The following is a 6338-nucleotide window of genomic DNA, read 5'->3' as shown; positions in this document are numbered from 1 at the left end:
CACCTCATCGACGGCTGCCTGGCCGAGACCGGACTGGCCATCACTCCACCCTGACCGACACCAACCCGAAAACCTCAGTAACCCCCCAGTTCTGGGCGAGGACGGCGACGAGGAAGAGGCCGCGCCCCGACTCGTCGTCATCGGCGGCGGAACGCAGTTCGGCCGGAGCCGCGCTCCCATCGCTGACCTCGACGCGCAGCTCACCCGGCACATACACGACCCGCAGCCCCACGTCTCCGGTCCCGTGCCGGACGGCATTGGTGACCAGCTCGGAGACAGCGAGTACGACGCTCTCGACCAGCGGTTCCACGTCCCAGAGCCCCAGGAACGCAGCCGTGATCCGACGCACGTGTCCCACACGTACAGGCTCCGGCGTGAAGGCCACCTCAAAGGCCCGTGAGGTCGCGGACGGGGTCGTCGGGAGTCTCCTGGATGGGTGGTGCGGGGGATCGGTTGCGCGCTCCCGGTCCATCCGGTCCCGCGTCTTGCCTTGAGCGGTGCTGCGCTCGCGCATTGCTGCCTCGACTTCGTCGGAGGAGTTGAGGGCCGACGTCCACGACGGGACGACGGTCTTACCGGCCAGGCGAGAACCCGGCCCACATGAGCAGCGGGAAGAACCGTGCGCGACGAATAGGCGTGGCCTGAGACGCGGGCACATCCCATTGGACCTTAAGAGTGCTCCTTTTGGCGGTCGTAACGCAATACGGTTCACACGATCGCCAAATGGCTCGCACGCTAGTGCCCATCGCCGAGGTCGTCGGCAGCGTGCCAAACTGCGCCCATGACGCAGAAGAGAGCGACGCCAACCATCAAACGGCGAAGAGTTGGTGGCCAGTTGCGTCGCTGGCGCGGCACTGTGAGGTCCGGGGACGCCGCCAAGCTCATGGGGTGGGACACCACTCGGCTCAGCCGCATCGAGCGGGGCACCTACCGGGTCTCGGACGAGGAAGTACGAACGCTGTGCCAGCGGTTGGGCGTCGACGATCCGGACGGTGTCGAAGAGGTCGCGCGGGCAGCGGAGCAGCCCCTTGGCGAAGGCTGGTGGGCAGCCTACGCGGGCCGCATCGGCCAGAATTACCTCGACTTCATCGAGCTGGAAGCCGAGGCTCAGACACTCCAGGTCCAGCACCCGGTGATCGTTCCAGGCCTGCTCCAGTCCCCCGGCTACGTCCGGGAGATGATTACCCGCCGGCCCACTGCGGTCTCCCCCGAGCACGCCGAGATGCTGGTCGCGATCCGGCTGGCCCGGCAGGCCGTTCTCAGCACAGCAACCAGGCTGCACGCCCTCGTACCCGAGTCGGCACTGCACGCCACGTTCGAGTCGGGGCCCGCCATCATGCGGGATCAAATTCGCAAACTGCTCGACGCTTCGGAGATGGCGAACGTCGAATTGCAGATCATCCCGCTCACCACTCACCCGACATACGGATCGAGCGGCGCCATCACCCTCCTGTCCTACAAACACCCTTGGGCGAAGGTCGCCAGTGTGGACGGCCCGATGGGCGGAAGCCACACCGACGACGCGGCGCAAGTGAGCTTCCTGGAGAGGGAGTTCGCCGCCATCGCCGAGATCGCGCTTACCGTCGACAAGTCACGGGACCTACTCAACGAGTATCTGGAAGGACCGCACAAATGACCACGAAGAACAGACGTACCCTCACAGCCCCCGAGCTCAAGGGCGTGGACTGGAAGACGTCCTCCTACAGCGGGGGAAGCGAATCGCAGTGCGTAGAGATAGCGGACGCGACCCGCTCCCACTCCGGCATCGCCATACGTGACTCGAAGAACCCCGCCGGGCCAGCGCTGTTGTTCGGCCACGAAGCCTTCGCAGGATTCATCACCGGCATGAACGAGGGCCGGTTCAGCCGCACATGAGCTGACGAAGTCGAGTGGGAGGAACCGTCATGCGCCTCGGCATCACCGGGCACCGGGGTCTCCCCTCCACGGTCGAGCGGGTGGTCCGCGCGGCCCTCGCCGACGAGGTGGGGCGGTACGGGGCCGACGCGCTTGTCGGCGTGTCATGTCTCGCCGACGGGCCCGACGCGTGGTTCGCGCGGGCCGTGCTCGATCGTGGCGGGCGGATCGAGGCCGTCGTCCCGGCCCGCGCGTACCGGGACGGCCTGCCCGCCTGGCATCACGCCACGTACGACGACCTGCTGCGACGGGCAACCCACGCCCACTCCACCGGGCTCACCGCATCCGACCCGGACGCCCACATGGCGGGCAGCGAGGTCATGGTGGGGCTCATCGAGCGGCTCGTCGCCGTGTGGGACGGGCGGCCCGCGCGGGGGTACGGCGGCACCGCCGACGTGGTGGCGTACGCGCGTCGGGCCGGCGTACCCGTCCACGTCCTGTGGCCCGAAGGGGCGAGCCGGGACTGAGCCCGGCCCGCGAAGGGATCAGCCACGCACCGGATCCCGGCGCACCCCGCGAAGCGGGCCCGGCCCACCCCGGACCCGGCGGGGGCCGCCTACGCCCCGACCACCGTCGTGAGGAACTCGCCCACCCACGCCAGCAGTTCGCGCCCCACCACCGGCTTGCCGCCGATCCCGCCCCCCGACTTCGGCCGGGGAACCAGCACCTGGTGGGCGGCGGACTTGATGACCGAGCGGGGATAGAGCCGCTTCAGGCGGAGTTCCTGGGACTCGCGGAGTTCCACGGGGCTGAAGCGGACGTTGTTGCCCTGGAGGGTGATGTCCGTGACGCCGCAGGCGCGGGCCAGCATGCGCAGGCCCGCGACCAGGAGAAGGTTCTCGACCGGTTCCGGCAGCGGACCGTAGCGGTCGGTCAGTTCCTCGCGGACCGCCGCGATGTCCGCCTCCGAGTTCGCGGAGGCGATGGCCCGGTACGCCTGGAGCCGCAACTGCTCGCCGGGCGCGTAGTCGTGCGGGACGTGCGCGTCGACGGGCAGTTCGATCTTGACCTCCAGCGGGGCCTCCTCCTCCGCGCTGTCCGGGTCGAGCGCCGCGCGGTAGTCGGCGACGGCCTCGCCGACCATCCGTACGTAGAGGTCGAAGCCCACACCCGCGATGTGCCCCGACTGCTCGCCGCCCAGCAGGTTGCCCGCGCCGCGGATCTCCAGGTCCTTCATCGCGACGTACATGCCCGCGCCCATCTCCGTGTGCTGCGCGATGGTGGCCAGCCGCTCGTGCGCGGTCTCCGTCAGCGGCTTCTCGGGCGGGTACAGGAAGTAGGCGTAGCCGCGGTCCCTGCCGCGCCCCACGCGCCCGCGCAACTGGTGCAACTGCGAGAGGCCGAAGTTGTCGCCGCGCTCCACGATCAGGGTGTTGGCGTTGGAGATGTCGATGCCGTTCTCGACGATCGTCGTGGAGACCAGCACGTCGAACTTCTTCTCCCAGAAGTCGACCACCACCTGCTCCAGCGCCTGCTCCGACATCTGCCCGTGCGCCGTGGCGATCCTGGCCTCCGGCACCGCGGCCCGCAGCCGCGCCGCCGCGCGGTCGATGGACTCGACGCGGTTGTGGATGTAGAAGACCTGGCCCTCGCGCAGCAGCTCGCGCCGCACCGCCGCGCCGATCTGCCGCTCCTCGTACGGGCCGACGAAGGTCAGCACCGGGTGCCGCTCCTCCGGCGGGGTGGTGATCGTCGACATCTCGCGGATGCCCGTCACCGCCATCTCCAGGGTGCGCGGGATGGGCGTCGCGGACATGGTGAGGACGTCCACGTTGGCGCGGAGCTTCTTGAGCTGCTCCTTGTGCTCGACGCCGAAGCGCTGCTCCTCGTCGACGATGACCAGGCCCAGGTCCTTGAACTTGGTCTCCGAGGAGAAGAGCCGGTGCGTGCCGATGACGAGGTCGACGGTGCCGTCGCGCAGCCCGTCGAGCGTCGCCCGCGCCTCGGTGTCGGTCTGGAAGCGGGACAGGGCCCGGACGTTGACGGGGAACTGGCCGTAGCGCTCGGTGAAGGTGCTGAAGTGCTGCTGCACGAGCAGCGTCGTCGGGACCAGGACCGCGACCTGCTTGCCGTCCTGCACCGCCTTGAACGCGGCCCGCACGGCGATCTCCGTCTTGCCGTAGCCAACGTCGCCGCAGATCAGCCGGTCCATCGGGACCGACTTCTCCATGTCCTCCTTGACCTCGCCGATGGTGGTGAGCTGGTCCGGGGTCTCGGCGTACGGGAAGGCGTCCTCCAGCTCGCGCTGCCAGGGCGTGTCGGGGCCGAAGGCGTGGCCGGGGGCCGCCATGCGCGCGGAGTACAGCTTGATCAGGTCGGCGGCGATCTCCTTGACCGCCTTCTTCGCGCGCGCCTTGGTCTTCGTCCAGTCGGCGCCGCCGAGCCGGTGCAGCGAGGGGGCCTCGCCGCCCACGTACTTGGTGATCTGCTCAAGCTGGTCGGTGGGGATGTAGAGGCGGTCGCCGGGCTGGCCGCGCTTGGCCGGGGCGTACTCGACGAGCAGATACTCGCGGGTCGCGCCCTGCACCGTGCGCTGCACCATCTCGATGTAGCGGCCGACGCCGTGCTGCTCGTGGACGATGTAGTCGCCCGGCTGGAGCGTGAGGGGGTCGATCTGCTTGCGGCGCCTCGCGGGCATGCGGGCCGCGTCCTTGCCCGCCGCCTTCTGGCCCGACAGGTCCGTTTCCGTCAGCACGGCCAGCTTGAGCCCCGGATCGACGAAGCCGTTGTCGAGGGAGCCGCAGGCCACATGCACGACCGACGGGGTGATCGTCTCCAGCTCGGAGTCGAGCCGGGCCGCGATGTTCTCGCCGCCCAGCACCTCGACGGTACGGGCCGCCGGACCGTGCGCCTCCGTGACGTACACGCACCGCCAGCCCCCCGCCAGCCAGCCCTTGGTGTCGGCGAGCGCGCGGGCCGTGTCGCCCCGGTACGTCTCGGGCGCGTGCATGCCCAGGGTGAGGGTGTCCAGCTCCGGGTCCGCGTCGTCCGTGGCCGCGAAGGGGCTCACCGACCACCACATCATGCCCAGCTCACGGGCCCGCTCGCGCACGTCCGCGATGCCCCACAGGGAGGCCGCGTCCACGTCGATGGGGGCCGCGCCGCCCCCGGCGGTGGCGGCCCAGGACGCCTGGAGGAACTCCTGCGAGGTGGCCACCAGGTCGGCGGCGCGCGTACGGACCCGCTCCGGGTCGCACACCATGGCCATGCTGCCCTCGGGCAGGACGTCGAGCAGCAGCTCCATCTCGTCGACGAGGACCGGAGCCAGCGACTCCATGCCCTCGACGGCGATCCCCTCGGCGATCTTGCCGAGCAGTTCGCCCAGCTCCGGGTGCTCCTGCGCGAGGGCCGCTGCCCGCTCGCGCACGTCGTCCGTCAGCAGCAGCTCACGGCACGGCGGCGCCCACAGGCCGTGCTCGGCGACCTCCAGCGAGCGCTGGTCGGCGACCTTGAAGTAGCGGATCTCCTCGACGTCGTCGCCCCAGAACTCCACCCGCAGCGGGTGCTCCTCGGTGGACGGGAACACGTCCAGGATGCCGCCGCGCACGGCGAACTCGCCGCGCTTCTCGACCAGCTCGACGCGCGCGTAGGCGGCCGCCGCCAGCCCGTCGACGACCTCCTCCAGGTCGATGTTCTGGCCCTGGCGCAGCGCGACGGGCTCCAGCTCGCCCAAACCCTTGACCTGCGGCTGAAGCACGGAGCGCACAGGTGCGACGACGACGCTGACGGGGCCCGTCGCCGGGTCGGCCGGGTCCGGGTGCGCCAGGCGGCGCAGCACGGCGAGGCGGCGGCCGACGGTGTCCGAGCGGGGCGAGAGCCGCTCGTGGGGCAGGGTCTCCCAGGACGGGAACTCGACGACGCCGTCCGGCGGCAGCAGCGAGCGCAGGGCCGCCGCCAGGTCCTCGGCCTCACGGCCCGTCGCGGTCACGGCCAGCACGGGCCGCCGCGCGGAGCGGGCGAGCGCGGCGACGGCGAAGGGGCGCGCGGCCGGGGGGCCGACGAGATCGACGTGGTGCCGGTTGCCGTCGGCGGCGGCCTTGACGGCCTCGTCGAGCGCGGGGTCCCGCACGACGGCGTCGAGCAGTCCGTTGAGACTCATGAAGGGCGTTCCGTCCCGTGGGTGGGCTGGGGGTGGCGGTGGGCTACCCGGGGCTGGACAGCGCGGAGACCCGGACACGCGGGGCGCGGCCGGGGCCTCCAGGGTACGACGCTGCGGGGGGCCGCGGTGCGGTGCGTATGGTGCGCGGGGGCGCGAGGTCACCGGCCCTGTGCCCCTGTCTGGGCCCGGCGCCTCCCCGCCACGCAGGACAGCTCGGCACCGCCGGGATGCGCCGTGGGGCGGCTCGCCGTCGCGGCGGAACAGGGGTGGGCCTGGCCGCACCGCCGGCCCCTCCCCCGCCACGCGGGACGGTTCGGCACCGCCG

5 protein-coding genes are annotated in these 6338 nt (G+C 71.1%); 3 read left to right on the top strand and 2 right to left on the bottom strand.

All coding sequences use genetic code 11. The features are described 5' to 3' along the window. Positions 1-40: 40 nt before the first annotated feature. Positions 41-385 carry an ATP-binding protein gene (locus tag ACYVOO_RS05950; RefSeq protein ID WP_461014582.1) on the bottom strand — a complete coding sequence of 115 codons (345 nt, stop codon included), beginning with the start codon at positions 383-385 and terminating at the stop codon, positions 41-43. A 396-nt stretch (positions 386-781) separates the two neighbouring features. On the opposite strand from ACYVOO_RS05950, the gene ACYVOO_RS05945 reads away from it, so the two are divergent. From ACYVOO_RS05945 to ACYVOO_RS05935, 3 genes are read left to right on the top strand one after another with little or no spacing between them, the layout of a single operon-like run. Then, positions 782-1636, top strand: a complete 855-nt coding sequence (locus ACYVOO_RS05945; RefSeq protein ID WP_461014581.1) for a helix-turn-helix domain-containing protein — start codon at positions 782-784, stop codon at positions 1634-1636. Then, on the top strand, positions 1633-1875 hold the full coding sequence (locus ACYVOO_RS05940; protein ID WP_461014580.1) for a DUF397 domain-containing protein: 243 nt from the start codon (positions 1633-1635) through the stop codon (positions 1873-1875). Before ACYVOO_RS05945 ends, ACYVOO_RS05940 begins: the two co-directional genes overlap by 4 nt. A gap of 29 nt (positions 1876-1904) precedes the next feature. Beyond that, positions 1905-2381, top strand: coding sequence for a hypothetical protein (locus tag ACYVOO_RS05935; protein WP_461014579.1), 477 nt, complete (start codon positions 1905-1907; stop codon positions 2379-2381). 89 nt (positions 2382-2470) lie between these two features. On the opposite strand, the gene mfd is transcribed toward ACYVOO_RS05935, so the two are convergent. Further along, positions 2471-6013: a transcription-repair coupling factor gene (gene mfd / locus ACYVOO_RS05930; RefSeq protein ID WP_461014578.1), complete on the bottom strand. Its 3543-nt coding sequence runs from the start codon at positions 6011-6013 to the stop codon at positions 2471-2473. Positions 6014-6338: the final 325 nt, after the last annotated feature.

The sequence above is a fragment of the Streptomyces daliensis genome, assembly GCF_054782395.1.
Note: the sequence above shows the minus strand (reverse complement) of the source record. Positions and strands in the feature narration are given on the sequence as shown.